Below are 25,644 nucleotides of genomic sequence, written 5' to 3' on the forward strand. Positions count from 1 at the left end.
TACAGAACTTTTATTTTTTGTTAGTACACAAGGTATCTGGTGCTTACAAGTGCAACAGAGGCTCTTCTCTATTATTTTTACCATTGTTTTATTATTAACCATTAAAATGCTACTTGACTTTCACAAAAAAACCACACCACTTGAGTTAAACATTTAGAAAGCCAAGTAGACAAATCAATCAATCAACTATAAAAATCTAAAATCATTTTTATAATAACTTACTCGTGTGTGTATTGGCAAGCTGTGTGCCTAAAAAGATTAAATAATAAATATTCATAGCAACTACCTGTAATTCAGTAGTTTGTTTGATTGTAATTAATTTTGAAGAAAAGATGGGGTGAGGAGAATTGCCCCAGCTGGGGAAAAATACCCCAGTGTTTATTTTAATTTTTGACGTAAAGTTTTACGGTCTATTTGAAGAATTTCTGCTGCCTTTGTTTTATTATTGTTTGTGGCAGCCAATACTTTTAAAATGTACTCTTTTTCCATTTGCTGTAAGCTTGAAAAAGAAGCATCTGGAAATTCTATTTTGTATTTTAAATAATCTGGAAAATCTTTTATGTCAATTTTTCCATCGCTCATAATAACAGCGCGTTGTATTACATTTTCTAGCTCTCTAATATTGCCTTGCCAATGATACCTTTGTAACATTTTTAAAGCATCGTCTGTAATTTGTAATAAACGATCTTTGTATTCTACACCATATTTTCTTAAAAACTGTTCTACCAGTAGCGGAATATCAGATTTTCTTTCTCGTAATGGTGGCACGTCTATTTGCACTACAGTTAGCCTGTAATACAAATCTTCTCTAAAGCTTTTATTAGCAATATCTTCTTGTAAATTGTTGTTAGTTGCAGCAATAATACGCAAGTCTACTTTTTCTACTTTTTGCGAGCCTACTTTTGTAATTTCTTTTTCTTGTAATGCTCTTAGTAATTTGGCTTGTACAGCAGTAGAAGCGTTGCCAATTTCATCTAAAAACAACGTACCATTATTTGCTGCCTGAAAAAAACCATTTTTATTTTCGTTAGCTCCTGTAAAAGCACCTTTTGTATACCCAAAAAGTTCTGACTCTAATAGGTTTTCTGGTATGGCACCACAGTTAACAGCAATAAAAGGCTGTTTGGCAAACTTACCAGAAAAATGAATAGCTCTTGCCACAAGTTCTTTACCTGTGCCACTTTCACCCTCTATTAAAACAGTTGCCTTGTTATTTTTTACGCGCTCTATAATTTGAGTTACTTTTTCAAAAGCAGTAGACTGCCCAATCATTTGTCCGTAACCAGAAACAGCTGTTTGTTTTTTTTCCTTTGGTTTTTTAGTTTTTTTAGAACTTTCTAAAGACCTATTTACTGCCTGTTTTAATTCTTCTTTTGTAAAAGGTTTGGTAAGGTAATCTGTAGCGCCAGATTTTATAACACTCATAGCATCATCTACAGATGGGTAGCCAGTAATAACTAATTTAGGAATTTCTGGATAATGTTCTGCTGTGTATTTTAGTAACTGCAGACCATCAATCTCTGGCATTTGTATGTCTGTAATTAACAAATCTATAGTAGAGTCATGCAATACGTATAAAGCCTGTTTAACAGACACAGCCTTGTATACGTGGTAATTTAAAGCTTGTAAATGACGCTGTAAAAGCTCTAGTATATGAATATCGTCATCTACAATTAAAATATTTTCTTTTTCTAACCCCATTTTTTACAGTTTAGGAATTGTAACAGTAAATATAGTTCCCTTAGATGTATTAGCACTATAGCTTAAGTTTCCTTTATGACTTTTAACAATGCCGTGCACTACGCTTAATCCTAAGCCAGACCCATCACCAACTGGTTTGGTAGTAAAAAAGGGTTCAAAAATTTTGTTACCTAATTTAGGATCTATGCCACTACCTTGGTCTTTAATATGTATTTCTACAGTAGTAGATTTGTCTTTTATTTCTAGGTTGATGATTCCCTTTTCCTCAGAAAAATAAATAGCATTTATAACCAAGTTAAATAGTACTTGGGTAAGTTGTATACGGTCTATTTTTAAGGCAACTTCAGGATTGCTAGAGGTAATATTTAGAGCAATACTTTTTGTCTTTAGTATTGGTTTTAAAAGCTCAATAGCTTCTTTGCAAATAGGAATAATATTAACCAAGCTTTTTTGTTGTGGCATTTCACAAGCAAAAAACATTAGTTTTTTTACAACTTCTCTAGAGTAAATTGCACTATTTATTATTTTATCTACATCTTTAGTTGCTTGCGTATCTTCTTTGTTGCGGTCTTTTAAAAGCTCTGCAAAACCTAAAATATTGGCAAGTGGTGTATTTAGCTCATGAGCAATACCTGCTGTAATTTCACCAAGTATACGCAACCTGTCTGATTGTTCTACTTGTCTTTTAATTAAAATTTCGTTTTCCTTAATTTCTTTGCGTTCTAGTAAGTTACCAACCTCTAAACAAACATTATTTAGCAGTTGTTGTTCTTCTTCAAGAAAATCTAAAACACTGTATTTTTTAGATGGATAACCAACTTTTATAGTCCCAATTTCTTTATTAAATAACGTAATAGCGGAGCTTAGAAAAATATAGTTGTTATGTTCTTTTTTAGTTTGAATATGGTAGGTATTAGTAGTAAGTACAACATAGGTGTCATCTATATATTGCCATGCGTTTTTTAAGCAAGATACAATGGCTTGTAAACCAACTTCAATCTCATTATAATCGCAATTAACAATTATAGAAGTAACGTCATACAAACAAGTGAGTTCTTTAATACGCTCTCTAAGTTTTTCTTCTGCTGTTACCATAAGTATAAAATTAAGGGAAGATAAATGTACTACAAAAAAATAGCTCTAGTAAACAAAACGTCTACTAGAGCCAGGTTTTATACAAACAACTTTGTTAGGCAGTAGGGTCTGGTGTCATCCTTAAATAAGGTTTAATTTCTTCTACACCTTTAGAGAATATTTTTTCTGCATCACTAGTAGCAATAGCAGGACTAACAACTACTTTTTCTCCATTTTTCCAATTGGCAGGTGTAGCTACTTTATGATTTGCTGTAAGTTGTAAAGAGTCTATTACACGCAACAACTCATAAAAATTACGACCTGTAGAAGCAGGGTACGTAAGTGTTAATTTTACTTTTTTATCTGGCCCAATTATAAAAACAGAACGTACTGTTAAGTGGTTGTCTGCGTTTGGGTGTATCATATCATATAATGTAGATACTTTTTTGTCTTCATCTGCAATTATAGGAAAAGTAACTGTAGTATTTTGTACTTCGTTAATATCTTTAATCCACTCGTTATGAGAAGCTGCACCATCTACGCTTAATGCAATCATTTTTACATTGCGCTTATCAAACTCATCTTTAAATTGTGCAGCAGTACCTAATTCTGTAGTACAAACTGGAGTAAAATCTGCCGGATGAGAAAAAAGAATTCCCCAGCTATCACCTAAATAATCGTATAAATTTATTGTTCCTACAGAACTGTCTGCAGTAAAATCTGGTGCTTCATCACCCAATCTTAAACTAGCCATATTATTGTATTTTTAATTAAAAATCTGTTTACCCTACAAAATTAGTAGATTATTTGTTTGTAAAGCGTTAAAATAGGTTAAACTTTGTGTAAATTAGAGAGTTAAAACAGAAACTTTAACTGTACGCTAATACTTTCTTGTTCTGGTTTTTTCTTGTCTGAAGTATTTAAGTTTGCCAATGAAATGCCTAATAAGCGAACTGAATTTTCAAGCTTTTCTTGGTATAATAATTCTTTTGCTATTTCTAAAATCAAATCTTTATCTGCAATAAAATAAGGTATAGTTTTACTTCTTGTCTGCAAAGTAAAATCGCTATACTTAATTTTTAAAGTAATTGTTTTACCCGCAATTTTGGTTTTCTTAAGTCGGCGTTCTAATTCGCTAGCAATATTTTCTAATCGTTCTAGCATAAAAATTTCACTACTTAAATTTTCATTAAAAGTACGTTCTGCACCAACAGATTTTGGTATTCGGTTTGGTTTTACAGGGCTATTGTGTATGCCTCTAACAACGTGGTAGTAGTAGGCTCCACTTTTACCAAAATTATTTTCTAAAAACTCTAAGGTTTTATTTTTAAGATCTAAACCCGTAAATATGCCTACTTTGTACATTTTTTCTGCGGTAACCTTACCTACACCATAAAATTTACGAATTTCTAACTCTTCTAAAAAAGATAAAACTTCTTCTGGGTTAACCGTTTTTTGTCCGTTTGGTTTGTTGTAATCACTTGCAACTTTGGCAATAAATTTATTTATAGATATGCCTGCAGAAGCGGTAAGTCCTAGTTCATTAAAAATACGTTCTCTTATTTCTTTTGCAAGTAATGACGCAGACGGATTCCCTTTTTTGTTTACCGTAACATCTAAATAAGCCTCGTCTAAAGAAAGCGGTTCTACCAGATCTGTATAGTCGTAAAAAATGGCTCTAATTTTTTGTGATATTTCTTTATACCTAGCAAACCTGGGTGGTACAAAAATTAAATCTGGACAATTACGTTTTGCCATATAGCCACTCATAGCAGAGCGTACGCCAAATTTACGAGCCTCATAACTAGCCGCAGAAACAACACCTCTTTTTTCGCCGCCGCCAACAGCCAATGGCTTACCAATAAGCTCAGGATTATCTAACTGTTCTACTGATGCGTAAAAGGCATCCATATCTACATGAATAATTTTTCGTAAAGGTAAATCCTTGGTCATACACAAATTTACGGTATATTTAGGTTGATGAAAACAAAAGAAAAAACAGCTATTGTCTTAGGTGCAACCGGTGTAACTGGTAGTGCTTTGGTATCTTTATTAACTCACCATAATGCGTATGCAAAAATAAAGCTATTTTCTAGATCTATAAGTGGTTTTACTCACCCAAAAATTGACGAATACATAGTAGACCTTCAAGATTTAGAAAAACATAAAAGTAGTTTTACTGCAGATGAGGTGCATTGTTGTATTGGAACTACTAAGGCCAAGACACCCAATAAAGAAACTTATAAAAATATAGATTACGGCATACCATTACAAGCCGCAAAATTATGCAAAGAAAATGGTATTGGTACATATATGGTTATATCTGCCTTAGGAGCAAATGCATCTAGTTCGGTTTTTTATAATAAGATAAAAGGCCAAATGGAAAATGATGTAATTGCGTTACAAATACCAAAAACACATATACTGCAACCGTCTTTAATTGCAGGTAAAAGAGATGAAAAAAGAATGGGCGAGTGGTTGGCAAAACAGTTTTTTAAGGTGTTTCAGTTTTTACTAATTGGTTCTTTAAAAAAATACAGACCCATACCCCCAGAAACAATTGCAAAAGCTATGGTTTGGTTAGGAAATAATGAAGAAAGTACTATAAAAATACAGTCTGATAAGATTAAAGAATTAGGAGAGGAATAATGGTAGAAATAGAACGTAAGTTTTTAGTAAAGAGTGATGCTTTTAAAGCTGAAACAATTTCTAAAAAAAGAATAGTACAAGGTTTTTTAAATACAGATCCAGAGCGTACTGTTAGGGTTAGAATAAAGGGCGATGATGGTTTTTTAACCATAAAAGGAAAATCTAACAGCACGGGAACATCTAGGTTTGAGTGGGAAAAGCAAATACCAGTTAAAGAAGCAGAAGCATTGCTTAAGTTGTGTGAAGAAGGTGTAATTGATAAAATACGTTACAATATTACTGTAGCAAACCATTTATATGAAGTTGATGAGTTTTTTAGTGACAACCAAGGTTTAATTGTTGCCGAAGTTGAGCTAAACGATGAGGATGAGGAGTTTGTAAAACCAAACTGGTTAGGAGAAGAGGTTACTGGTGATATTAAATATTATAATTCTCAGTTAAGTAAAAATCCTTTTAAAAATTGGAGCTTATAAAACATAAAAGTCTAGTAAAATGTACTAGACTTTTTTATTTGTTTTTCTTTAGTTAGACGTGTAGTTCAGTTTTTTCTCAATAGCTCTAATCATAACATTAGCAATATCTAAACCAGTTGCATACTCTATACCTTCTAAACCTGGAGAAGAGTTTACCTCTAACAATAAAGGACCCTTATTAGAACGTATAATATCTACACCAGCAACAGCTAGGTTTAATATTTTTGCAGCTTTAACTGCTAGTTTACGTTCCTCAGACGTTATTTTAATTAATGATGCCACGCCACCTTGGTGAATGTTAGCTCTAAATTCTCCTTTTTGAGCTTGGCGCTGCATAGATGCTACAACTTTTCCGTTTACCACAAAGCAACGAATATCTTGCCCGTTTGCTTCTTTAATAAACTCTTGCACCAATATGTTTGTTTGTACACTTTTAAAAGCGTTAATAACACTTTCTGCAGCTTTATTGGTTTCTGCTAAAACAACACCTTTACCTTGTGTGCTTTCTAATAATTTTATAATTAACGGCGCACCATTAACCATACGTATAAGGTCTTTGGTATCCATAGGAGATTTTGCAAAACCAGTAATGGGAATGTCAATATCGTTTTTAGAAAATAACTGAGAAGCAAATAATTTATCTCTAGACTGTGTAATTGCTTCTGCGGTGTTTAAGCAATACACCCCAAGGTTGTCAAACTGTCTAATTAAAGCACAGCCATAAAATGTAACCGATGGTTTAATTCTAGGTATTACGGCATCAAACTTATTTAAAACATTACCGCCTCTGTAGCGTATTTGTGGCGATTTTGTATCTAGTTTCATATAAGCGTTTTCTACATTTAAAAAAACAACTTCATGGCCTCTAGCTTCACCAGCTTCTATAATTCTCTTATTACTATATAAATTAGGATTACTGGCTAATAATGCAATTGTTAACCCCGATTTTTCGGCCATATGAGATGCGTACTTTTTCTGAATTTCTTCTTCAGAAAAATTTTGCATACAATAGCTTTCTGCAGGGTTTACAATGTAGCGTTGGTTTATTGCCTCACGACCTAATAACATACGGTATTCCATAGTGTCTCTGTTGGCAAGTGTTAGCTCTACACTATGTATGTTGTTCCCTAGTTTGATAGTGGTTTTTACCACTAAACGCTCTTCAGAAATGCCCACAGAACTTTTTACAGTTCTACGGTCTACTAAAGGAGCCTCACAAGTAATAGTTACGCTTCTGTTTTCTTGTATAGGGTTTACCTCAAACCTTACCCATTCTTCAGAACCTTTGTTGTAGACCTTTACATTATTAGCTTGTATAGAAGATGTTTTTGCGCCAGAGTCTACACGTGCTTTTATAGCAGGTATGCCTAGTTCTTCAAAAACACACCACTCTTCTCCTCCAATAACTTGTAATCCTTCAAATTTAGTAGTATTGCCCATAGGTATTATCTTATATTATAATAACTACGAATGTAACTTAAAAATGAATATTACTATGTTTTCTTAAGGCTATTATTTTGCTAATATTCCGTCTTTTTCAATTAGTGGAATTGTGGTTAAATTTGCTTCTGTAACTGTGTTTTTCTCAAAGGTAAAACGTTTTTCAAAAAGCTTGTTATCAGCAAAAAAAGTTACAAAAAACTCGTTGTTTAATTGTAAAACATCTTCTTGTACCATTTCTACTTTTGCGTATGACTTACCATCTAGTTTAGCAATAGAATGCCTCATTGTAGAGGTTATTTTGTCATTGTCATAACCTTTAGAGACAACCAGTACCATTTCTATGGTTTCTGCTCTATTGTTAATTACATAAACATTCCATTCTTTATCTAAAAACTCTTTGTTAAACTCGTGTATAATAGCAACGTGTACATCTTTAACCACTGGTATTACGATGTCTTTTTTCATCTATTTATAACTTTTAAGTTGTTTTACAAAGCACTTTTAAATTGCTCTAAAAAGCGAACATCGTTTTCACTTAACAAACGAATATCTGTAATTTGGTGTAATAACATAGCAATACGGTCTATACCAACGCCAAAGGCAAAGCCAGAGTATTCTTCTGGGTCTATGCCACAGTTTTTAAGTACGTTAGGGTCTACCATACCACAACCACCAATTTCTAACCAACCTGTTCCTTTGGTAATTTTATAGTCAGACTCTGTTTCTAAGCCCCAATACACATCTACTTCTGCACTAGGCTCTGTAAATGGAAAGTATGATGGACGTAAACGAATTTTAGATTTTCCGAAAAGCTCAGTTGTAAAAAACTGTAATGTTTGCTTTAAATCTGCAAACGAAACATCTTTGTCTATATATAAACCTTCTATTTGATGAAAAAAGCAGTGAGAACGAGCAGAAATTGCTTCGTTTCTGTATACTCTACCCGGAGAAATTGTACGTATAGGTGGCTTGTTGTCCTCCATATACCTTACCTGTACAGATGAGGTGTGCGTACGCAACAAAACATCTGGGTTGGTTTGTATAAAAAAGGTGTCTTGCATATCTCTTGCTGGATGATACTCTGGCAAATTAAGTGCAGTAAAGTTATGCCAGTCGTCTTCAATCTCAGGACCTTCAGAAACATTAAAACCTATTCTAGAAAAAATCTCTATAATTTGGTTTTTTACAATAGATATTGGGTGTCTTGCGCCAATAGATATTGGCTGTCCTGGGCGTGTTAAGTCACCGTAAACACTGTCACTAACTGTAGAGCTAGCTAAGGCATCTTTTAAAGAGTTTACCTTTTCTGTAGCAGCATTTTTAAGCTGGTTTATAGTTTGTCCAAACTCCTTTTTTTGTTCGTTTGGCACATTTTTAAACTCGGCAAAAAAGTCATTTAATAATCCTTTTTTACCTAAATATTTTATTCTAAAACTTTCTATTGCTTCTAAGTCTGTTGATGTAAACTCGTTAACTATGGCAATATGTTTTTTTATTTCATCTATCATAACACAAAAAATCCAATACAGGGCAAATTTAGCAATTATTCCCGTATTGGATTGTATTAATTAATGTTTTGTAGTCACATTTAATAGGTGTCTTTTACATTTTCTTTAACCCACGCAACAGCATCATCAAAATTAGAGAACAAATGCTCAGTAGGAATTAGGTCAGGAATAATGTCTATACGTTCCATCATATACCTAGGTTGTTGTAGTAAATCTACAAAAAGCACGTTTACATTATTTTTTTTAAGATCTACCAAAACATCTTCCATTGCATACAAACCAGACTGGTCCATATACTGCATTCTTCCGGTTCTAATAATTACAGTACTTGCAGTACTAGGTATTTGTGAAGCCAATTGTTGAAATTCACTAGTAGAGCCAAAAAACAAAGGGCCTTTAATGTGTTTAATAAATACTTCTTCTTTTAAATATACAGGAAAGTTGGCTTCATCTTTCCAGGCTTTTTCTTGTAAGAGCGATTTAACATCGGAACGTTCTGCGGTTAAGTCTCCAATTTTTTTCATAAACATTAAGGATGCAATAACAAGTCCAATACCTACCGCATACACTAAGTTCCAAGTTGAAGAAAGCACCAATACAACAAGCATTATTATAACTTCTGAACTTACTTTAAATGGTCCAATTTTTAAGTCGCGCGGCAAACTAGGAATAGCTTTTAAGCCTTTATAATCCATAACACCAATACCTACTGTAATCAAAATACCAGCTAATACACCAGCAGGAATTTGAGAAGCAATAGGTCCTAAGGCTAGTAAAACAACCAAAAGTAGCACACCTGCAACCATACCAGATAATTTTGTTTTACCGCCAGAATTAATGTTTACCACAGTACGTATAGTAGCACCAGCACCAGGAATACCATTAAAAATAGCAGCTATTGTATTACCAATACCTTGACCAATTAACTCTTTGTTTGGCTTGTGCTTTGTTTTTGTCATATTATCTGCAACAACAGATGTTAATAAAGAATCTATAGCACCCAAAAGTGCCAATGTTAAAGCAGTAAATATATACGGAGTTAATGAGGTTATGCTAAACTGGGTAAAAATGGCCATATTTGGAGTTGGAATACCAGAAGGAATTTCCTCGATTCGTCTATATGGTAATTTAAATAAAAATGCTACGCCAGAGACAGCTATAAGCGCCACCAATGTACTTGGTATAGCTGTAGTAATACGCTTAAAACCGTATATAATAAATATTGTTGCTAATGCTAGTGCTAGCTCTAACCAATTAATTTGTTGCAAAGCCCTTGGTAATATTTTTAAAGAACCCATTACGCCAGATGCTTCTTTAGCAGCCAAGGTTTTTGCTTCTTTAAGTGTATCTGCATCTGTAACAGTATTGGCTCTTTTTATGGTTTCTTCAAAGTGATCTAAAACCAAAATACCTTCGCCAGCTTGTTCTTTAAGTATGTTTTCTAAAATAACTTCTTCTGCCTGTGGTTTAAATTGATTTACAAAATCTTGATCTTCCTTTGGATAATAGCCAATTGCTGGCAGTATTTGAGTTATTAAAATGATAATTCCAATAGCGGTCATAAAACCAGATACAACCGGGTAGGGTATGTATTTTATATATTTACCCATACCTAATAAACCAAGACTAATTTGCATTAATCCGGCTAAAATAAATACGGTTAATATATAGGGTAAAGCTGTTTCTACATCGCCATCATGAATGGCAATTATACTTGCTATAACAACCATACTTACAGCTGTCATAGGTGCAGTTGGACCAGAAATTTGTGTGCTTGTGCCTCCAAATAGTGCCGCAAAAAAACTAATAAAAATAGCTCCGTATAAACCAGCGGCAGGGCCAAGACCAGAACTAACACCAAATGCCAATGCTAATGGTAGGGCAACAATGCCTGCTGTTATACCACCAAAAATATCTCCTTTTATATTAGAGAAAAGATTTTTCATATTATTAAAATGATTTTTAGAACGATTTAATTTTTGTAATTTAAAAAGAACTAACGATTTATAAAATATACAATAAAAATGCTATAACTACGTAAACGTAGTCATTATCATCTTGTAATTTTTGTGCTAATCTAAAAATTTTACTTCTCCAGAATTAATATCGTACATAGCGCCAACAATTTTTACTTCGCCATTCTTTTGCATTTCAGCAAGAACATCACTTTCGGCAACAATTCTATCTATAGTTAATAAAACATTTTTTTCTGCAACATGGTCTACAAAATCTAGATTTTTAGAGTTGCGCAAGCTTTTATCTTTTGGCTCAGTAACAGCATTTACAGCGGGCTTAATTTTAGCTAGCATTGCTGTTAGGTTTCCTAACTCTGCATTGTCACAAGCACCTTTTATTGCACCGCAACTGGTGTGTCCTAAAACTACAATTAGTTTTGTGCCTGCTAGTTTGCAACCAAATTCCATACTGCCTAAAATATCTTGATTTACAAAGTTACCTGCAATACGTACACTAAAAATATCTCCTAATCCTTGATCAAAAATTAACTCTGCAGATACTCTAGAGTCTATACAGCTTAAAATAGTAGCAAATGGAAACTGCCCCTCACTAGTGTCATTTACCTGTTCTAACAGGTTACGGTGGGCTTTTAAATTGTTTTGAAACCTTTGGTTTCCTTCTTTTAAAAATTGCAATGACTTTTCTGGTGTCATTGTAGCTTGTGTTTCTTTTGTATGCGCCTTCATAAAAATAATTAGGTTTTATATAAGTTTAATTTTTGATAATAAATAGCCTATAAATGAGCTTAAAAAGCAAACTTATAGCTAGTGAAATTTAAAGCTCTGAAACTAGATTTAGAACTAAAAATATATATAATAATTTTAATTAAAAGTAATGTTTTACTTTTTGGGTGTAGTATGTTTTAGTATTTAATACTAAAAATATAACTAAGGATTAACTTAGCTCTGGAGGTGGTAATAGTAGGTTAAAATGTGGTTTAGAGTAGTTTTTACTACAATAAACAGGTATAATAGTAGATTTAAATGGATGTAAAAATGTCCAATTAGTGGTAGAAGATATAATCTCTAAAGAATTGCATTCTTCATCTTCACCAGAATTAATTGTTACAGATATTTCTATATTATCATCTAAATGCAAAAGTACAGTTGGGGTAATAATAATACCAACTATTAAAATTGCTAAAAATATGGATGAAAACTTTTTGAACATTATAATTTATAGGAGCGGCAAATGTATAAAATTTAAAATTAGGCGGTATTAAACTTAAAATTATTTAATTTCTTTTATTTCTTCAGATGAAATCCAGCCGGTTTTACCATCAACTAATTTTATTTTGTAATACTGTTTTAATTCGTCAAGTACAAAAACTTTAGTGCCTTCATGCAGCCTAAATATTTCTTTGCTTCTGGTGTTTGGCTCTTCTAATACCAGAGACTCTTCATTAAAGACAATTGCAGGTCTATTTTGTTTAAAATCAGAAAAATTTAAGTAAGCGGCTGCAATTGCTATTAACGATAAAACTAAACAAGTAATACTAAGTATAAATGAAATTCTTTTTTTAGTAGAATAATTAAAAAATTTGAAAGCAATATAAAATATAACAAACAAAATTATTAGTACAACGCTTAGGTAGGCCCATTGGTCAAAATTAAAATAACCAACCACTTTATTGTACATAGTTTTTAGGGTAGTAACCGGTAAAGGGTTAATTACGTCTAAAGTCATATTTTTTGCGTAACCCAAATTATTTTTTATTTCATTATCGTTTGGCTTAAGTAGTAATGCTTTTTCGTAATAATATATGCTAGGAGCAACCTTGTTTAGCTTGTAATATGAATTGCCTAGATTATAGTATAATTCTGGAGAGTGCTTGCCATTTTCTATTATTTGCAAATAGTCTTTAATGGCAGCATCATACTTGCCATTATTATAAGCTTCAGTAGCTTTTTTAAACAGGTCGTTATTTTGAGAATATCCCAAAAACGAAACGCATAAAACAAGTATAAATAGTATTTTTTTCATAGTTATAACTGTTTATCCATTTGCGAAATTACTTCACTTGCCTTGTTATAATCTTGCTGCATTTGAACATTAGAAAACGGACTATAACGAGCCATTTCACAGTTTTTTAAGAGCGATAAAAACCCGTCTATTGTGTTTTGTTCAATATTTTTTTCGTTTAACAAGTCTGTTATTTTATCCTTACTAAAATCAGATGTTTCAATTTTAAGTTTTGCTTTTAAGTAGTTGTGTAGTGCTTTTTCTAGTGCTACATAAAAAGCATCTTTTTTCCCTAAAGTCTTTTTAGCTGCAGATAAATATTTGCGAGCCAATTTGTTAGCTTTTCTAACTTTATTGCCAACTACGTCAGAAGCCATAGCTTCTCTTTTGCGGCCTAATAATATTGCTATAGGAATTAGCAATATTGGTAGTAGCAGCCACAAGTAATATGCAGTAGACTTAAAAAAGTAATTGTTGCCAATTGTTGTTAGGTTTGTTTGTGTTTTTATAAAGTTAAATTGTTTTCCTTTTGTTTCTACAACTTGTTTGTTAGGTACATTGTCACTTTTAGCTGTTGTGTCCTCTGTATTTGTAGGTCCTTCTACTACATTTATAACAAGCTCATCTGAGTTAAGAGTGTGGTATTTTTTAGTTTTTGGATTAAAATAGCTAAAAGCAATACTTGGTACTGGGTACTTTCCTCTGTACTCTGGAACAATAGTATAGCTGTCACTAATTTTGCCTTCCATACCAGAGTAAGTTGTGGTTACTTTCTCATCATGTTCTGGATCGTAAACTTCTAGTGAACCAGGTAAATTTAACGTAGGAATGTCAAATAACTTTAAATTTCCTTTACCACTAATTTCAACCTTAGCTTGTAAAGATTCTGCTGCGTTTAAATGAGTTTTGCTTGTTGTTACAAAGAAATTAAAATCTCCCACAGCACCTGTAAAACTTGCTGGTTTGCCTTCTTCTGGTAATGGCTTTACGTTAATAGATCTATTACCAGCAGACACTCTTAGGTTTGCTTGCGCATATATTGGGCTTCCAAAAAAGTCTCTTCTTTGGGTTGGTACTTGTACACCAACATCTAATGAAAGTGGCTCTAATGTTAGCTTACCTGTTTTCTGTGGATATAAAACAACGCGTTTTAATATCACAGACCTGTATTCTTCTCCTTTAAATTTATCGTCTTTGGTAGTGTATCTCTTTACAGGAATATCTTGACTCCAAAAATTATTGTATTTAGGGTTGTCTACTGCCTGAAAACCAGAAACTTCTATAGAAGGGCTAACATACATTTTATATACAACAGTTATAGCCTCGTTTAAATAAGGGTTGGGTTTGCTAATTTCAGCAACCAGGTGTAGGTTTTCTTGAGCAATATCACTAGCAGATGGCGGTGCGTTAGGGTTTACAACAGCATCTGTAACAGTTATGGTTTTAGCATCTGACTTGTACTCTTGATCATCAATAGTAATTTTTGCAGGATCTATAGTAATTTTACCTCTTGTACTTGGCTGTAAAATATAAGAATATGATAATGAAAATTTACGCTTGCCGTTGTTCCAAGATCTGCTAATAGAAGTTGCAGGGCCCATTAGTACAGTAAACCCTTTAAAATTAGGAGCAACAAAGTTATCCCCTTGTTTATTAGTTGTAAATTCTACTTTTAAACGTTCGTTAAGACCTAGTTTTTCTTTACTAAGCTTTACAGAAAATGTAACCTCTTCTTGAGCACTAAGTCCTAGTGTAGTAAAAAGGGTTAATAAATATAATATGTACAGCTTTGCTTTCATGATATGTATTACCAATCTTTTTCGTTCTTTACTTTAGCGCCTTTTACTTTTTTGGCGTCCATCTTTTCTTGAACTTTTTTCTCCTCGTTCTCCATAGCCTTCAACAGATTTTTTACCTGTTGTTTAGACAATTGGTTAGGCCTAGGTTGCTGCTGCTGTTCTTGTGGTTTTTTATCTCCTTTATCGTTAGGTTTTTTCTGGTCTTTTTTCTCATCATCACCTTTGCCATCCTTGTCGTCTTTGTTCTTTTTATCTCCTTCGTCGCCTTTGTCTTCCTTGTCTTCGCCGTCCTTTTTATCCTTATCTTTTCCTTGGTCGTCCTTTTTATCGTCTCCGTCCCCTTCGTTCTTTTCTTTATCCTCGTTTTTATCTTTTTGGTCTTCCTTATCGTCTTTTTTGTCGTCTTTATTTTGGTCGTTTTTCTTTTGCTCGTCCTGTTGCTTTTTCAACAATTCTTTTGCTAAAGCAAAATTATATCTTGTTTCTTCATCAGAAGGGTTATTCCTTAGTGCTTGTTTGTAAGCTTCAACCGCTTTTTCATATTCTTTATTTTTCATAAAAACGTTACCCATATTATGGTACGCCTTATGTTTGTCTGCCTTACTTGTTGCTAACTCACCAGCTTGTTTAAACCTCCCAAAAGCTTCACTATAGGTTTCTTTGTTGTAGTAAGCGCTGCCTAAATTATATGGTGCAGCAGCATTTTCATTGCTTTTAGATATTGCTTTACGGTAGTTAGCTTCTGCTTGTGTAAATTTATTCTCAGATAGCTCTTTATTGGCTTCCCAAGTTAAGTTTTTAGATGTGTTTAGTGCTTTTTCTTTTTCTTTAACGTCTGCATCTTCTTGCGCATAAGTAAAGCATCCTATTAAAAAAACAATGTATACTAGCTTTTTCATTTATTCTACTTCTTTTTCGTTAAACAAATTAAGTTTTTGAAGCCATTTTGTTTTTCTATCTAAAAGAAAAATGTCTAAAAACAAGAAGAACAATCCTGCTCCAATAAACCACTGAAATTGGTCTTTATACTCAGAGAATTGTTTGGCTTCAAACTCAGTTTTATCCATTTTATTTAATTCATCTTTTATAATACTTACTGCATCACTGGTATTTGCACCGTCTATATATTGTCCGTTGCCATCATCGGCTATATCTTCTAAAACGTCTTTATTAAGTTTAGTAATTACCACTTCACCTTGTAAATCTTTTTTAAGACTTTCTAAAACACCGTTTCTTTTTATAGGAATTGGAGCTCCTTTTTCTGTACCTACTCCAATAGTATATATTTTTATTCCTTGGTCTATTGCTTTTTCTACCGCACTAGATGTAGCCCCCTCAGAGTGGTCTTCTCCGTCAGAAATTATAAATAATACTCTGTTTGTTTGCTCGTCATCATCATAATAAGTAGATGCCAAGTCTAAAGCCTGATTAATAGCTGTTCCTTGTGAAGACAACATATTGGTGTTTAGACCTTGTAAAAACATTTTTGCAGCACCATAATCTGTTGTTATTGGCAATTGCGGGTAAGCTTGTCCTGCATATGCAATAATACCAATACGGTCGCTACCTAGTTGAGATATAATTTCTGATACAATACGTTTAGCTTTATCTAATCTGCTAGGCGCAATATCTTCTGCTAACATACTTTTAGATACATCTACGGCAAATACAATATCTACACCTTCTCTTTTTACAGTTTCAAGTTTTGTGCCAATTTTAGGGTTTGCTAATCCTACAATTAAAAGCGCTAAACCTAAAATAAAAACAATAAATTTTAAAATTGATTTAAAAGATGATTTTGTTGGTGTTAAGCGTTTAAATAAGTGTAAATCTGCAAATTTTTTCTGTGCTCTTTTTTTCCAGATTAAAAGCAACACAAAGATGACCACCATTACAGGAATGATGAACAGTAAATAGAAATATATTTTTTCGTCTATTTGTATCATTTGTCTTTCTTAATCTTAGATAAAACTTCTAAATAAAGTGTTACGCATTACCCATTCTAATAAAAGTAAAATACCAGCTAACAGAATTAATGGTCTAAACTTTTCTTCAAAATTGGTGTATTTAATTTCTTCTATGTCTGTTTTTTCTAGCTTATTTATTTCGTCATAAATAGCAGCTAGTTTTTCATTGTCTGTAGCTCTAAAATATTGTCCGCCGGTAACGGTAGCAATTTCTTCAAGTAATTTTTCATCAATTTCTACCTGTCTCATACCATACCTATATGTACGGTCTGGATTAAAAGCAATTGGTGTTAATGCGTTACCATTTGTACCTAAACCAATAGTATATGTCTTAATTTTATATTCTACCGCTAAATCTGCTGCAGTTTTTGGTTCTATAAAACCAGAGTTGTTAACACCATCTGTAAGCAAAATAATTACTTTACTTTTAGATTTACTGTCTTTTAAACGGTTAACAGCCGTTGCTAAACCCATACCAATGGCAGTACCATCTTCTAGCTGGCCATGTGTAATTTGGCGCAAAGATGATAGTACAATAGACTTGTCACTAGTAATAGGTGTTTTTGTATAACTTTCACCAGCATATGCAACCAAACCAATACGGTCATTAGGTCTTTTTTTAATAAAATCTGCAGCCACTTTTTTTAGTGCTGTTAGTCTGTCTGGTTTTAAATCCTTAGCCAACATACTAGAAGATACATCTATAGCCATAACAATGTCTATACCTTTTGTGGTTTTTGTTTTGGTAGATACATCTTTAGTTTGTGGCCTTGCTAAAGCAGTAATTATAGCAGCTAAAGCCAATAAGCGTAAAATAAAAAGCATTGGTTTTAACTTGGCTAAAATGCTGGTATCTGTAAAACCTTGTGTACTAGATATTTTTAGTGCTGCAGTTTCTTCTTTATGTTTAAAAAAATACCATAGCACAGCCAATGGTAGCAACAATAGCAACCAAAAAAGCTGAGGGTTTGCAAAAGTGATATTCTCTAACATTTATTCTTTTTTATCTTCTTTAACTTCAATTGAATTAAAAATACGATCTACAATTTTTTGTGCATACTCATCATCTGCTAAGTAAGACACTAGTATTTGTTGCTGAAAGCCTTTGCCTCCAAAACAAATTAATGCATACTCGCCATTAACTAGCTCTTTAGAGTTTGGCATTTTAAATTTACCAGAGCCATATATTTTTAAGCCTTTGGTATCTTTAGAAAACGTATTAAACTCTTCTTGTTTTGTTGTAATGTTTTTTGTTCCTGCTGCTTCAAATTGTTCTAAAGCTTTTTCTGCAACCTGATTAAAATTTGGTTCAGTTTCTGGATTTGCAAAGGTTGATGATGAAACACTAACCGAAAACAATGTGTTATTGCTACTATATGTAAATAACTGTAGGTCTTTAATACTTGCTTGTGCTTCTGGTGGTAATGTAATCTCTTGTCGTACTAAAACCTCTGGTGTTTCTATTTGTACAGGAGGATAACCATAAGAGCTCTGCACCCAGTCACTCTCTAGTAACTCTTTAACAGGATGCCCAAAAGTTGTGTCTTTAACAGTTTTAAAGCCGTATAGTTTTACTAAAACGCCTAAAGCAATTAATAAAGCGCCAACAAATGTAGCAATGGCAATAATCCATTTTTTCTTTTCTTTTTTGCGTGCTAATTCTTCTAAATACTCTTCATTTTTAAGTAGTTCTTCCTCTGTAGGCTCTGGTAAAGCTTCATGTGTTTTTTCTACAATTTGTGAAATAGCTACACGGTCTTGTTCTGCAACAGAAGTTTCTGGCTTCTTTTTAGCAAACTTTACTAAATCTGCAGTTTGTAAAACACGCTTAAATTGTGATATTGTGTCATTATCTAATTTTAATTGCCCAGCATCTTTTAAAAGTTCTAGTTTGGTAATAAGTTGGTCTGTTGTACTTTCTAAAGCAGATATTTTTACATCTTCCTCTAAATATGAGCGTACAATTGTTGTTAGCTCAGAGTAGTATTCTTTATACTCATCCTGAATGATATATTTTGAGTTTTCTAATTTTTTAAGTTCTATAATAGCACGGTCATAAGGAGGTAAAAGAGCAATTTTTTCTTCTTCGGATAATGGTTTCTTACGTAAAATAAACCAATATATTAAACCAATAACTAATAATAATGATGCTATAATTATGCTAACAAGTAACCACGGAAACGTAGAAGATTTTTCTACAACCATAAGCGGTTTAATGTCGTACATTTTCTGTGCCAACGTATCTACTTTTACGGTGCCAACATTTACACTTAAAGAATCTGTAAAAAATGCTTTTCCGTTTACTTCTATACGCTGTGTTGGTATGGTGTAAGCACCAGAATCAAACTGAGTAAGTGCGTAAGCACGTTGTAGCGTAATGCGGTCTTTATATTTTGTAGTGTCTATTTCTAAAGCCTCAACCATTTCTAAAGGAGAAAAGGTTTGGTCTTCAGGAAAAATAACCTGTGCAGTAGAATCTGCATCTACTAAAATGGTATATTTTATTTGTTCACCAATTCTAATAGAAGTGGTGTCTATGTCTGCGGTTACTTTAGGTTGGTTTTGTGCGTAGCTTGTAAACGAACCTAAAAAAAGACACACTAAAGCGCACATTATTTTTAGTAATGTGTTACTAGTATTTGTTATTTTTTCTTTAATAATTGTCATTATCCTCTTCGCTTAAAATAGCCTAATAATTTTTTTACATAGCTCTCGTCTACTCTACAGCTTAATGTGCCGCAGCCTGCTTTTGTAAATGTTTCTTTAAAGTAAGTTACCTTATCTTGGTAATGTTTGCCATAAGCTAGTCTTACTTTTTTAGATTGTGTATTTATAAGTTTTACAGCGCCTGTTTCTGCATCTTGCATTTGTACCATTCCTATATTTGGTATGGTTTCTTCGCGTTCATCAAAAACACGTATGCCTGTAACATCATGTCTTTTTCCGGCAATGCGCAGAGTTTGTAAATAATCTTCAGTAATAAAATCTGATAGCACAAAAACAATGGCTCTCTTTTTTATTACGCTACTTAAATATTTTAAAGCTTCAGATAAATTTGTCTTGGTACTTTTTGGTTTAAACTCTAATAACTCTCTAATGATACGTAATGCGTGACTTTTTCCTTTTTTAGGTGGAATAAAAAGCTCTACTTCATCAGAAAACAAAAGTAAACCAACCTTATCGTTATTTTGCAATGCAGAAAAGGCAAGTGTAGCAGATATTTCTGTTACAATATCTTTTTTAAATTGATTAGTTGTACCAAAATTTTCTGAGCCACTTATATCTACCATAAGCATCATTGTAAGTTCTCTTTCTTCTTCAAAAACTTTAATGTATGGCTCGTTGTAACGTGCAGTAACGTTCCAGTCTATGGCACGTACGTCATCTCCAAATTGGTATTGGCGCACCTCACTAAACGTCATACCACGCCCTTTAAACGTAGAGTGGTATTCCCCACCAAAAATATGGTTGGAAAGACGTCTAGTCTTTATCTCAATTTTACGAACTTTTTTAAGTAATTCTTTAGTATCCATTCTTCAGTTTGCAGTGTACATTAACTAGTAAGTGGCTTGTGTTTAAAACGGCTAACCACGACATATAACTGACGACTGATTTAAGGCACTTCTACTTCGTTAACAATCTTATTAATGATTTCTTCAGAAGTAACGTTTTCTGCTTCAGCCTCATAAGTAATTCCAATTCTATGCCTAAGAACATCGTGTACAACGGCTCTAACATCTTCTGGTATTACATAGCCTCTACGTTTAATAAAAGCATAACATTTTGCAGCAGTAGCTAAATTAATACTACCACGCGGAGATGCTCCAAAACTAATAAGTGGCTTTAAGCTTTCTAAGTTGTATTTTTCTGGGTAACGTGTTGCAAATATGATGTCTAAGATATATTTTTCAATCTTTTCATCCATATAAACCTCTCTAACTGCTTTTTGTGCATTTAGTATTTGCTGTACGGTTACAACAGGTTTAACCTCGTCATAAGAACCTTTTAAATTTTGACGCATAATTAACTGCTCCTCGTTTAATTTAGGATAGTTAATTACTGTTTTTAGCATAAAACGGTCTACTTGTGCCTCTGGCAATGGGTAAGTACCTTCTTGCTCAACAGGGTTTTGTGTAGCCATTACTAAAAAAGGCTTTTCTAAAACAAAAGTTTCATCACCAATAGTAACTTGTTTCTCTTGCATAGCTTCTAATAAAGCAGATTGCACTTTTGCAGGAGCCCTATTAATTTCATCTGCTAATACAAAGTTGGCAAATATTGGTCCTTTTTTGATAGAGAAATCATTCTCTTTCATATTAAAAATCATAGTACCTACAACATCTGCAGGTAATAAATCTGGTGTAAACTGTATTCTGCTAAAGTTACCGCGAACCGCTTTAGATAAGGTGTTAATTGCTAATGTTTTAGCTAATCCAGGGACACCTTCTAATAAAATATGTCCTTGTCCTAGTAATCCAATTAGTAGGCGCTCTACCATATGTTTTTGACCAACAATTACTTTGTTCATCTCTAGCATTAGTAGATCAATAAAAGCACTTTCTTGAGCAATTTTCTCGTTAACCGCACTAATATCTACTGTAGTATTTTCTTCCATAAGCCATTAAAATTGTTCTGCAAAATATAAAAGTATTTAATAAGATGCAAAATCTTAATTTATTTGCTGTTCTGCTGTTAATAATAGGTTAAAAGTTGTATTGTGCTTATATAATTATGAACTATTTAAGGAAAATATTTTTAATTTTCACATACTGTTATGAAAACCAGACAAGAAGGCTTAAAAAAGGTATTGGTGATTTTACTTTAGCAAGTTACAAAGTAGACCATAAAATGATGATTTAAAGGTTTGGTTTTATTTTTTTAATAAAAGAGGAAAAACTTTTTTTTTGTAATTAGGTGAAATGAAGCGATAAAATAAAATTGAAACATCTTAAGAGTGAACATAATTTTTTAATTTCACGTACTATTATGAAGACAACGCAAAACTACTCCAGAATTATAGCTGGTACAATGACCTGGGGAAACTGGGGAAAAAACTTATCTGAGTCAGAAATTATAAAACTAATGCAGCATTCTTTGGATGCAGGCATTACAACTTTTGATCATGCAGATATTTATGGCGGTTATACTAATGAGGCTATGTTTGGTAATGCCTTTGTAAATAGTAGTATTACTAGAGATAGTATACAGCTTATAAGTAAATGTGGTATACAACATGTTTGTGATGCAAGAGAAAATACTATAGGCCATTACCAATACAACAAAGATTACATTATAGAATCTGTGCATCAGTCTCTAAAGAATTTAAAAACAGATTATTTAGATTTTTTATTGCTACATAGGCCAAGCCCATTAATGCATCCTCTAGAGATTTCTGAAGCTATTTATCAATTAAAAAAAGAAGGTAAAATAATAGATTTTGGAGTGTCTAACTTTTCACCTTCTCAAATACAGATGATAGAGACTGCGGTTCCTGTTGTTGGTAATCAAGTAGAGTTTTCATTAACACAACATAGTGTTATGTATGATGGTACTTTAGATGATTGTATTACTAATAAAAGAATGGTAATGGCTTGGAGTTCTTTGGGGTCTTACTTTAAAGAAAAAAATGATAAAACATCTCGCATAAAAGAAGCTTTAGGTTTATTAACTAAAAAATATAATGCAACTGAAGATCAGCTACTTTTGGCTTGGGTTTTAAAACACCCTGCTAAAGTATATCCTGTAATTGGCACTGCAACACCAGAACGTGTAATTGCAGCGGTTAATGCTTTAGATATTAATTTAGAATTAGAAGATTGGTTTGTATTATTAAAAGCCAGTCAAGGACATCCTGTACCTTAAAAAAGATAAAAATGAGTAAAAATAAAATTGCATTAATAACTGGTGCTACAAGTGGTATTGGTATGGCAACAGCTAAAATATTTGCTAAAAATAATATAGACGTTGTGCTTTGTGGTCGTAGGGAAGAGCGTTTAGATGCTCTTAAAATGGAGTTAGAGAAAGAGGTCGCTGTGCATACATTAAATTTTGATGTACGTAATAAAACTACTGTTTTAGAACAAATAGAGAGCTTGCCAAACAATTTTAAAGATATTGATATTCTTATTAATAATGCTGGTAATGCGCATGGCTTAGAGCCATTGCAAGATGGTAATTTAGAAGATTGGGATGCAATGTTAGATATTAACGTAAAAGGCTTATTGTATGTTTCTAAGGCTGTAATTCCTAAAATGACGGCAAAAAAAGCCGGACATATTATAAATATTGGCTCTACGGCGGGTAAAGAGGTGTATCCAAATGGTAACGTGTATTGTGCAAGCAAACACGCAGTAGATGCTATAAACCAAGGTATGCGTATAGATTTAAATCCGTTTAATATAAGAGTTGGTGCTGTAAACCCAGGAATGGTAGAGACCGAGTTTAGTGAGGTTAGATTTAAAGGAAATACAGAAAAGGCAGATAAGGTTTATAAAGGTTTTACTCCTTTGCAACCAGAAGATATTGCAGATATTATACACTTTGTGGTTACAAGGCCATACCATGTAAATATTGCAGATTTAGTAGTTATGAGTACAGCACAGGCAAGTAGTACAATTGTAAATAAAAACTGATTTTCTATTTTGTAACCAACATTTTTTAAAATGATTAATAAGCGACTTTTAGTTAAAAACCTTTTGGCTCATAATGACGAGAATAGTTTTTATGACAAAAAGCGCTTTATAGATATTGGACAAAAAGAAGGCAAAGCAAAATTTTTAAAGCACGTATGCGCTTTAGCAAATAGTAATCCTCACAACAATTCATTTATTGTAATTGGCGTAGAAGATGAAGATAACACAATAGTTGGTGTAGATTTTTTTGATGATAGTAAAATACAAAATTTAGTAAATGCGTACCTAGATAATCCTCCTTTAATATCTTATGAAAACATACCGTTTCCGCAACTTCCAGAAGGTAAAGTTGTTGGTCTAGTTACTATAAAGTCTAACGGAAAGGTATGTGCATTGCGAAAAAATATTTGGAAATACTACGGCGGCTCTGTCTTTTTTAGAGAAGGCAGTATTAGCTTGCCCAAAGCCTATGGTGTAGAGTTAAAAGACCTTAATTCTGATGCTGTTGCAACCATAGAAAAGCATGCTAAAAACAATATAGAATTAACCTTAGCTGGTGTTATAGATTTTATAAATAATAGGCACAAAAACTTAACAAGCAACTATAAAGTTTTAAAGAGCAATTTGTAGTTTGTTGGGCGGGAAATCAAAAAAAAATAAAAGATAAAACATACTATTCTAGGGTAGATATAGAGTTAATTAACGAGCAGGTAAAGCTATTTTATTCTAACTTAGATGAAATAACAATAGCCTACAATGACGATTCTTTTACTACTACAGAATATGTGCAATTAGGTTTAGGTAAGGAACAAAAATATTATCCGTTTGAAAAAGTAATTCTAAATTTTAATGACAACGGTAAATACTTTATTCAAAGTAATTTAATTTTTGAACCACCACAGTACAATAAAAAAGCACTACATCATATATTTAACGCAACCAATGCTATTGTAGATAAGTTACATAAAAAGCAAAAACTAACTAGTTCAGAAGAGAAAGATTTAAAACATTTGCCAGATGTTTATTTAATCTGTTTTTTAAATAATTTTCCTGAGGCTTTTACTCAAATGGAAAAAGTAAAACCACTACTTAAAAAGTATAATAAAGAAGTGTATCAATCCTTAAAAGAGGCATTTAGAATATTAAGAAAAGTAAAGTATAATTAAATAATAGATAGTTGTAGCTAAAATTTAATAGCTTTTAAAGTTTTTTAGTTTGATGATAGTCTTAAAAACACTATCTTTTTTCAGTAAAAATAAAACACTACCATAATGGGAATATTTGATGAAATTAAAAAGAAATTAAGTCACGAATTTATAGATATAATAGAATGGTTAGATAATACTGACGATACTATTGTGCATCGTTTTGAGCGTTACCAAAACGAGATAAAAAACAACGCAAAATTAATTGTTAGAGAAGGGCAAGTTGCTGTTTTTGTAAACGAAGGTCAATTGGCAGACGTTTTTAAACCAGGAACATATACTTTAAACACACAAAATTTACCAATATTAACCACATTAAAAGGTTGGAAGTACGGTTTTAATAGTCCGTTTAAAGCAGAAGTTTATTTTGTAAACACTAGCTTATTTACAGATGAAAAATGGGGAACTAAAAACCCAATTATGCTTAGCGATGCTCGTTTTGGATTAACAGAAATTAGAGCTTTTGGTACATATAGTTTTAGAATACAAGATGCTGGTAAATTTGTAGTAGATGTTGTTGGTACAGATGGCAACTTTACAAACTATGAAGTTAACGAGCATTTAAAAAGTTTAATAGTTACACGTTTTACAGATACTGTTGGTGAAGCTAATTTGCCTATAGAATTGTATGCAGCAAATACATCAGAACTTTCTGAAACGTGCCAAGAGGTAATGCAACCAGAGTTTGGGCGCATTGGTATATTGTTAGAAAAATTCTACATAGAAAATGTGTCTATGCCAGAAGAACTTAAAAAGGAAATTTTTGAGTACAGTAGGCTAGATAAATTAGATTTAAACAAATTAACACAGTTTAAAACTGCAAAAGCAATAGAAGCTGCTGCCAAAAATGATGGTGGTACAGCTGGTGCAGGTATGGGAATGGGAATGGGCTTTGTTATGGCGCAGCAAATGGGCGGAATGATGAATCCGCAAATGATGCAACAACAACCAGCAGTACAACCGCAAGGAGCTGCAGTACCTCCTCCAATGCCAACACAGGTGCAGTATTTTTATGCTGCTAACGGTCAGCAAATGGGCCCTGTTACTTTTGATAAATTAAAAGAGCTTTTTGCCAACAGAACCATTAATAAAGATTCTCTATTATGGAAACAAGGAATGGCAAATTGGACAGCTTTGCAAGAGATAGAGGAGCTAAAGGTTTTCTTAGGCGGTAATACACCTCCACCATTACCAACAGTGTAATGCTCTAACTTT

The 25,644-nt window shown here is 32.7% G+C and carries 23 protein-coding genes and 1 pseudogene; 6 read left to right on the forward strand and 18 right to left on the reverse strand.

Features of this window, described 5'->3' with window-relative positions; genetic code table 11:
- Positions 1–378: 378 nt before the first annotated feature.
- The 4 genes from AX016_RS04970 to dinB form a co-directional block, all read right to left on the reverse strand.
- Positions 379–1,701 carry a sigma-54-dependent transcriptional regulator gene (locus AX016_RS04970; protein WP_100894561.1) on the reverse strand — a complete coding sequence of 441 codons (1,323 nt, stop codon included), beginning with the start codon at positions 1,699–1,701 and terminating at the stop codon, positions 379–381.
- 3 nt (positions 1,702–1,704) lie between these two features.
- A complete protein-coding gene (locus AX016_RS04975) occupies positions 1,705–2,796 on the reverse strand; it encodes a sensor histidine kinase (RefSeq protein WP_100894562.1) in 1,092 nt (363 codons plus the stop codon).
- A gap of 94 nt (positions 2,797–2,890) precedes the next feature.
- Positions 2,891–3,529, reverse strand: coding sequence for a peroxiredoxin (locus AX016_RS04980; RefSeq protein ID WP_013620733.1), 639 nt, complete (start codon positions 3,527–3,529; stop codon positions 2,891–2,893).
- A gap of 101 nt (positions 3,530–3,630) precedes the next feature.
- Positions 3,631–4,728 carry a DNA polymerase IV gene (gene dinB, locus AX016_RS04985; RefSeq protein ID WP_100894563.1) on the reverse strand — a complete coding sequence of 366 codons (1,098 nt, stop codon included), beginning with the start codon at positions 4,726–4,728 and terminating at the stop codon, positions 3,631–3,633.
- 27 nt (positions 4,729–4,755) lie between these two features.
- Between dinB and AX016_RS04990 the strand changes: the two genes are divergently transcribed.
- The gene (locus AX016_RS04990; protein WP_100894564.1) at positions 4,756–5,424 is read left to right on the forward strand and encodes a nucleoside-diphosphate sugar epimerase; all 669 of its coding nucleotides are present in this window, start codon (positions 4,756–4,758) and stop codon (positions 5,422–5,424) included.
- A complete protein-coding gene (locus AX016_RS04995) occupies positions 5,424–5,897 on the forward strand; it encodes a CYTH domain-containing protein (RefSeq protein ID WP_100894565.1) in 474 nt (157 codons plus the stop codon). The genes AX016_RS04990 and AX016_RS04995 overlap by 1 nt, the downstream gene beginning before the upstream one ends.
- A 48-nt stretch (positions 5,898–5,945) precedes the next feature.
- On the opposite strand, the gene rimK is transcribed toward AX016_RS04995, so the two are convergent.
- From rimK to AX016_RS05065, 14 genes are all read right to left on the reverse strand, one after another.
- A complete protein-coding gene (rimK, locus tag AX016_RS05000) occupies positions 5,946–7,337 on the reverse strand; it encodes a 30S ribosomal protein S6--L-glutamate ligase (protein WP_100894566.1) in 1,392 nt (463 codons plus the stop codon).
- Positions 7,338–7,409: 72 nt separating this feature from the next.
- On the reverse strand, positions 7,410–7,805 hold the full coding sequence (locus AX016_RS05005; protein ID WP_100894567.1) for a hypothetical protein: 396 nt from the start codon (positions 7,803–7,805) through the stop codon (positions 7,410–7,412).
- A gap of 23 nt (positions 7,806–7,828) precedes the next feature.
- Entirely contained in the window at positions 7,829–8,848 is a 1,020-nt protein-coding gene (gene pheS, locus AX016_RS05010) for a phenylalanine--tRNA ligase subunit alpha (protein WP_100894568.1), read from the reverse strand.
- Between the two features lie 80 nt (positions 8,849–8,928).
- A complete protein-coding gene (locus AX016_RS05015; protein WP_100894569.1) occupies positions 8,929–10,794 on the reverse strand; it encodes a SulP family inorganic anion transporter in 1,866 nt (621 codons plus the stop codon).
- Between the two features lie 126 nt (positions 10,795–10,920).
- Complete coding sequence (locus AX016_RS05020) at positions 10,921–11,550, reverse strand: carbonic anhydrase family protein (RefSeq protein ID WP_100894570.1); 630 nt, start codon at positions 11,548–11,550, stop codon at positions 10,921–10,923.
- 208 nt (positions 11,551–11,758) lie between these two features.
- Complete coding sequence (locus AX016_RS05025; protein WP_100894571.1) at positions 11,759–12,034, reverse strand: hypothetical protein; 276 nt, start codon at positions 12,032–12,034, stop codon at positions 11,759–11,761.
- A 60-nt stretch (positions 12,035–12,094) separates the two neighbouring features.
- Positions 12,095–12,847: a tetratricopeptide repeat protein gene (locus AX016_RS05030; RefSeq protein WP_100894572.1), complete on the reverse strand. Its 753-nt coding sequence runs from the start codon at positions 12,845–12,847 to the stop codon at positions 12,095–12,097.
- Between the two features lie 2 nt (positions 12,848–12,849).
- Entirely contained in the window at positions 12,850–14,625 is a 1,776-nt protein-coding gene (locus AX016_RS05035; protein ID WP_100894573.1) for a BatD family protein, read from the reverse strand.
- Between the two features lie 8 nt (positions 14,626–14,633).
- A complete protein-coding gene (locus AX016_RS05040; RefSeq protein ID WP_100894574.1) occupies positions 14,634–15,524 on the reverse strand; it encodes a tetratricopeptide repeat protein in 891 nt (296 codons plus the stop codon).
- Complete coding sequence (locus AX016_RS05045; RefSeq protein ID WP_100894575.1) at positions 15,525–16,571, reverse strand: vWA domain-containing protein; 1,047 nt, start codon at positions 16,569–16,571, stop codon at positions 15,525–15,527.
- Positions 16,572–16,586: 15 nt separating this feature from the next.
- Positions 16,587–17,585: a vWA domain-containing protein gene (locus AX016_RS05050; protein WP_100894576.1), complete on the reverse strand. Its 999-nt coding sequence runs from the start codon at positions 17,583–17,585 to the stop codon at positions 16,587–16,589.
- Complete coding sequence (locus AX016_RS05055; RefSeq protein WP_100894577.1) at positions 17,586–19,259, reverse strand: hypothetical protein; 1,674 nt, start codon at positions 19,257–19,259, stop codon at positions 17,586–17,588.
- Complete coding sequence (locus tag AX016_RS05060; RefSeq protein ID WP_100894578.1) at positions 19,259–20,125, reverse strand: DUF58 domain-containing protein; 867 nt, start codon at positions 20,123–20,125, stop codon at positions 19,259–19,261. Before AX016_RS05060 ends, AX016_RS05055 begins: the two co-directional genes overlap by 1 nt.
- An 80-nt stretch (positions 20,126–20,205) precedes the next feature.
- Complete coding sequence (locus AX016_RS05065) at positions 20,206–21,207, reverse strand: AAA family ATPase (RefSeq protein WP_100894579.1); 1,002 nt, start codon at positions 21,205–21,207, stop codon at positions 20,206–20,208.
- A 371-nt stretch (positions 21,208–21,578) separates the two neighbouring features.
- Between AX016_RS05065 and AX016_RS05070 the strand changes: the two genes are divergently transcribed.
- From AX016_RS05070 to AX016_RS05085, 4 genes and pseudogenes are all read left to right on the forward strand, one after another.
- Positions 21,579–22,454, forward strand: coding sequence for an aldo/keto reductase (locus tag AX016_RS05070; RefSeq protein ID WP_100894580.1), 876 nt, complete (start codon positions 21,579–21,581; stop codon positions 22,452–22,454).
- A gap of 11 nt (positions 22,455–22,465) precedes the next feature.
- Complete coding sequence (locus AX016_RS05075; RefSeq protein ID WP_100894581.1) at positions 22,466–23,224, forward strand: SDR family NAD(P)-dependent oxidoreductase; 759 nt, start codon at positions 22,466–22,468, stop codon at positions 23,222–23,224.
- Between the two features lie 30 nt (positions 23,225–23,254).
- Positions 23,255–24,390 (forward strand): annotated as a pseudogene (locus tag AX016_RS05080) (ATP-binding protein).
- Positions 24,391–24,495: 105 nt separating this feature from the next.
- A complete protein-coding gene (locus tag AX016_RS05085; RefSeq protein WP_100894582.1) occupies positions 24,496–25,632 on the forward strand; it encodes an SPFH domain-containing protein in 1,137 nt (378 codons plus the stop codon).
- The last annotated feature ends 12 nt before the right edge of the window (positions 25,633–25,644 follow it).

The organism is Cellulophaga sp. RHA19 (assembly GCF_002813425.1).
Lineage (GTDB): Bacteria > Bacteroidota > Bacteroidia > Flavobacteriales > Flavobacteriaceae > Cellulophaga.

Coding starts and splice junctions, on each gene's coding strand:
- AX016_RS04970 (WP_100894561.1), bottom strand. CDS start 1,701: ATGGGGTTAGAAAAAGAAAATATTTTAATTGTAGATGACGATATTCAT.
- AX016_RS04975 (WP_100894562.1), bottom strand. CDS start 2,796: ATGGTAACAGCAGAAGAAAAACTTAGAGAGCGTATTAAAGAACTCACT.
- AX016_RS04980 (WP_013620733.1), bottom strand. CDS start 3,529: ATGGCTAGTTTAAGATTGGGTGATGAAGCACCAGATTTTACTGCAGAC.
- dinB (WP_100894563.1), bottom strand. CDS start 4,728: ATGACCAAGGATTTACCTTTACGAAAAATTATTCATGTAGATATGGAT.
- AX016_RS04990 (WP_100894564.1), top strand. CDS start 4,756: ATGAAAACAAAAGAAAAAACAGCTATTGTCTTAGGTGCAACCGGTGTA.
- AX016_RS04995 (WP_100894565.1), top strand. CDS start 5,424: ATGGTAGAAATAGAACGTAAGTTTTTAGTAAAGAGTGATGCTTTTAAA.
- rimK (WP_100894566.1), bottom strand. CDS start 7,337: ATGGGCAATACTACTAAATTTGAAGGATTACAAGTTATTGGAGGAGAA.
- AX016_RS05005 (WP_100894567.1), bottom strand. CDS start 7,805: ATGAAAAAAGACATCGTAATACCAGTGGTTAAAGATGTACACGTTGCT.
- pheS (WP_100894568.1), bottom strand. CDS start 8,848: ATGATAGATGAAATAAAAAAACATATTGCCATAGTTAACGAGTTTACA.
- AX016_RS05015 (WP_100894569.1), bottom strand. CDS start 10,794: ATGAAAAATCTTTTCTCTAATATAAAAGGAGATATTTTTGGTGGTATA.
- AX016_RS05020 (WP_100894570.1), bottom strand. CDS start 11,550: ATGAAGGCGCATACAAAAGAAACACAAGCTACAATGACACCAGAAAAG.
- AX016_RS05025 (WP_100894571.1), bottom strand. CDS start 12,034: ATGTTCAAAAAGTTTTCATCCATATTTTTAGCAATTTTAATAGTTGGT.
- AX016_RS05030 (WP_100894572.1), bottom strand. CDS start 12,847: ATGAAAAAAATACTATTTATACTTGTTTTATGCGTTTCGTTTTTGGGA.
- AX016_RS05035 (WP_100894573.1), bottom strand. CDS start 14,625: ATGAAAGCAAAGCTGTACATATTATATTTATTAACCCTTTTTACTACA.
- AX016_RS05040 (WP_100894574.1), bottom strand. CDS start 15,524: ATGAAAAAGCTAGTATACATTGTTTTTTTAATAGGATGCTTTACTTAT.
- AX016_RS05045 (WP_100894575.1), bottom strand. CDS start 16,571: ATGATACAAATAGACGAAAAAATATATTTCTATTTACTGTTCATCATT.
- AX016_RS05050 (WP_100894576.1), bottom strand. CDS start 17,585: ATGTTAGAGAATATCACTTTTGCAAACCCTCAGCTTTTTTGGTTGCTA.
- AX016_RS05055 (WP_100894577.1), bottom strand. CDS start 19,259: ATGACAATTATTAAAGAAAAAATAACAAATACTAGTAACACATTACTA.
- AX016_RS05060 (WP_100894578.1), bottom strand. CDS start 20,125: ATGGATACTAAAGAATTACTTAAAAAAGTTCGTAAAATTGAGATAAAG.
- AX016_RS05065 (WP_100894579.1), bottom strand. CDS start 21,207: ATGGAAGAAAATACTACAGTAGATATTAGTGCGGTTAACGAGAAAATT.
- AX016_RS05070 (WP_100894580.1), top strand. CDS start 21,579: ATGAAGACAACGCAAAACTACTCCAGAATTATAGCTGGTACAATGACC.
- AX016_RS05075 (WP_100894581.1), top strand. CDS start 22,466: ATGAGTAAAAATAAAATTGCATTAATAACTGGTGCTACAAGTGGTATT.
- AX016_RS05085 (WP_100894582.1), top strand. CDS start 24,496: ATGGGAATATTTGATGAAATTAAAAAGAAATTAAGTCACGAATTTATA.